The organism is Acidimicrobiales bacterium, assembly GCA_036273495.1.
Lineage (GTDB): Bacteria > Actinomycetota > Acidimicrobiia > Acidimicrobiales > JAJPHE01 > DASSEU01.
In genome coordinates this window covers 1-2,414 of sequence record DASUHN010000033.1, presented here as the reverse complement: position 1 = coordinate 2,414, position 2,414 = coordinate 1, and the positions used below count along the sequence as shown (strand labels likewise).

Sequence of the window (2,414 nt, the reverse complement as noted above, 5' to 3'; positions counted from 1 at the left end):
CCAGCGCCGGAAGCTCCACAGCCGTCAACACCAATGGCTCCAATGGCTCTGTCTCGCTCTGAGCAGTGAGACTGACGGGACTCCGCTCCAGGGCGGGCTCGACCACAGCGGGGAAGCCAGGGCGCGACCGCCCCGGCGAATGTGGGTCGGAACCAACATGAAGTCGGACGGGGTGTTCGGGAGCAGCGACCGGATCCATCAATCGGTATTCGCATGCAACATCTGAACGCAGAGGGGGGACCGCGTGCGCGCCGGAGCGGCGCTAGAGCGAGCGCTTTCAGGAAACCACTGTGTTACTGCGCGAGCAGCTGACGATTGTCGGACTCCATCCGGGTGACCTTGCTCGAGCTCTCGCAGCAGCCGGCGAGGCGAGGACCGCGTGAAGCCCTCGGTCCTGCTCGTGGACGACGACGCTGACGTCCGTGGGGTGAACAGGGCACTTCTCGCTGACGACGGGGGAGTTGAGCTGGTTGGTGAGGCCCCAGACGGCGGGGGGGATACGTATGGCCGCCGATCTCCGGCCCGACCTCGTCCTGCTGGATCTGGCCATGCCGGTCATGGACGGGCTGACCGTCCTCCCCGAGATCCTGCGGGTGGCTCCGGGCACTCAGGTGATGGTCCTGTCGGCGTGCGGGACGGACCGGATGGTCCACGTCGCCATCGAGCCGGGCGCGACGGCCTTCGTGCAGATGGGTGCGGAGCTCGCCGATGAGCTGGCCGGCGTCCTCCACGAGACTGTGCGGGCTGGACAGGCGTCGAGCCACGCACGGAGGCCAGCTTAGGTCGGGGTTCGGCCCGACCTGGCGCCGGCGCCGAGTACTTTCACCTCCTTACCCTCCTCGCCCTGGAGTTGCCGTGGTGTCCCAATCGGTTCTGAGAGGCGACGGCGCGATGGGCGACGACCTGGAGCGGGCGGCCGGGCTGACTCAGTCCCTACTCGACCGGCTGACCGGCGTGCTGCTAGGCCGTCCCGATGCGGTCCGATTGGGACTCGTGGCCCTGCTGTCAGGGGGTCACGTCCTGATCGAGGACCGTCCGGGGGTGGGCAAGACCCTCCTGGCCAAGGCCATTGCTCGGAGCGTCGGCGGCGCAATGCGGCGGGTGCAGGGCACCCCCGACCTCCTGCCCGGCGAGGTGACCGGGGTGGCGGTCTTCGAGTCGTCCACGGGGGAGTGGCACTTCCGCCCGGGCCCGTTGTTCGCCAATGTCGTCCTGTTCGACGAGCTGAACCGGGCTACGCCCCGCACCCAGTCGGCCCTCCTCGAGGGCGGCCGAAGGTGGCCAGCGCGACCGCCACCGGCCGCTCCTGCACCAGCCGGGCCGACAGGGTGGCGTGGGAGCGCCCGACCCGCACGGTCTCGACCTCCGCCACCACCGGGCCGATGGCCGGGCGCTCGACGTAGTGGACCGTCATGGTGAGCGGCTGGGGCGGTGCCGCCTCGGCCGCGAGGGCCCGGGCCAGGATGGCGGCGATGTAACCGCCGTTCGGGCCTCCCCCGATCCCCCAGCGGCCGGTCACCCGACCGTGCCATCGGCCGGGCCCGGCCGGCTCGAGGGCGGTGTCCTCGTCGAGCTCGTAGGTCATGGCCCGCTCAACCTAATGGGGGCCCTCAAGGCCCTGATCCGGCCCTAACACCCTCCTCACATATGGGTTGTCTCATTGACGATGGACGAAGACCCCCACCCGACAGGAGCACCCATGCCGTTCCCGACTCTCACCTCACGGCGGTCCTGGCTGCTGGCCGGCGGCATCCTGGCCTCGGCCGGGCTCGGGGCCACAGCGGTGGCGGGGCCGGCCTGGGCCACCTCGGCCAGCTCCGCCCCTGTTCCGATCTCCGCCGTCACCACCGCTGCCGTCGGCGGCTCCGCCGCCCGGCCGGCGCAGAAGGCGTCCAGCTCGCTGGCGGCGGCCAAGGCGCGCATCGAGAAGCGGATCGACGCCCTGGTGACCCGGATCGACCGGGCGACCGGCCCGGCGGAGAACGACCCCAACCTGGCCGGCCTGGTGGGCCAGCTCTCGGGCCTGCGCCAGCAGCTGGTCGACCTCCGCAAGCAGGTGGCCGCCGCCAGCGACCTGAAGACCCTACGGTCGGAGGTGCAGGCCGAGGTCAAGAGTGTCCGCAGCGACACGGCCCTGCAGGAGGTGGCCGTCGTCCTGCGGGCCGACCGCCTCTCGGTCACCCTGGGGAAGGTCGGGGACCGCGTTCCCGCCATCGAGGCCCGGCTGACCGCGGCCCAGTCCCGTGGCACCGACACGTCTCAGGCGAGCGCGGCGCTGGCGGACCTGCAGTCCAAGCTCGCTGACGCCCAGGGAAAGCTGAGCGGGCTGGCCCAGAACGTGCTGTCCGGCGCGACCTCCCCGGCCGACGCCCGGACGGCGCTGCAGGCGGCCCAGGCCGACGCCAAGGCGGTCC

At 71.5% G+C, this 2,414-nt stretch carries 3 protein-coding genes and 1 pseudogene; 3 read left to right on the top strand and 1 reads right to left on the bottom strand.

Annotated features, from left to right (window positions below; translation table 11 throughout):
* The first annotated feature begins 503 nt into the window (after positions 1-503).
* Positions 504-782 (top strand): response regulator, encoded by a 279-nt coding sequence (locus VFW24_01445; GenBank protein ID HEX5265413.1) that lies wholly within the window; start codon positions 504-506, stop codon positions 780-782.
* Positions 709-1,206: pseudogene (locus tag VFW24_01440) on the top strand (AAA family ATPase). Before VFW24_01445 ends, VFW24_01440 begins: the two are co-directional and overlap by 74 nt.
* Positions 1,207-1,234: 28 nt before the next feature.
* Here VFW24_01440 and VFW24_01435 read toward each other — a convergent pair.
* Entirely contained in the window at positions 1,235-1,585 is a 351-nt protein-coding gene (locus VFW24_01435) for an acyl-CoA thioesterase domain-containing protein (GenBank protein ID HEX5265412.1), read from the bottom strand.
* A 114-nt stretch (positions 1,586-1,699) separates the two neighbouring features.
* Between VFW24_01435 and VFW24_01430 the strand changes: the two genes are divergently transcribed.
* The coding region (locus tag VFW24_01430) for a hypothetical protein (GenBank protein HEX5265411.1) at positions 1,700-2,414 on the top strand (715 nt) is incomplete at its 3' end.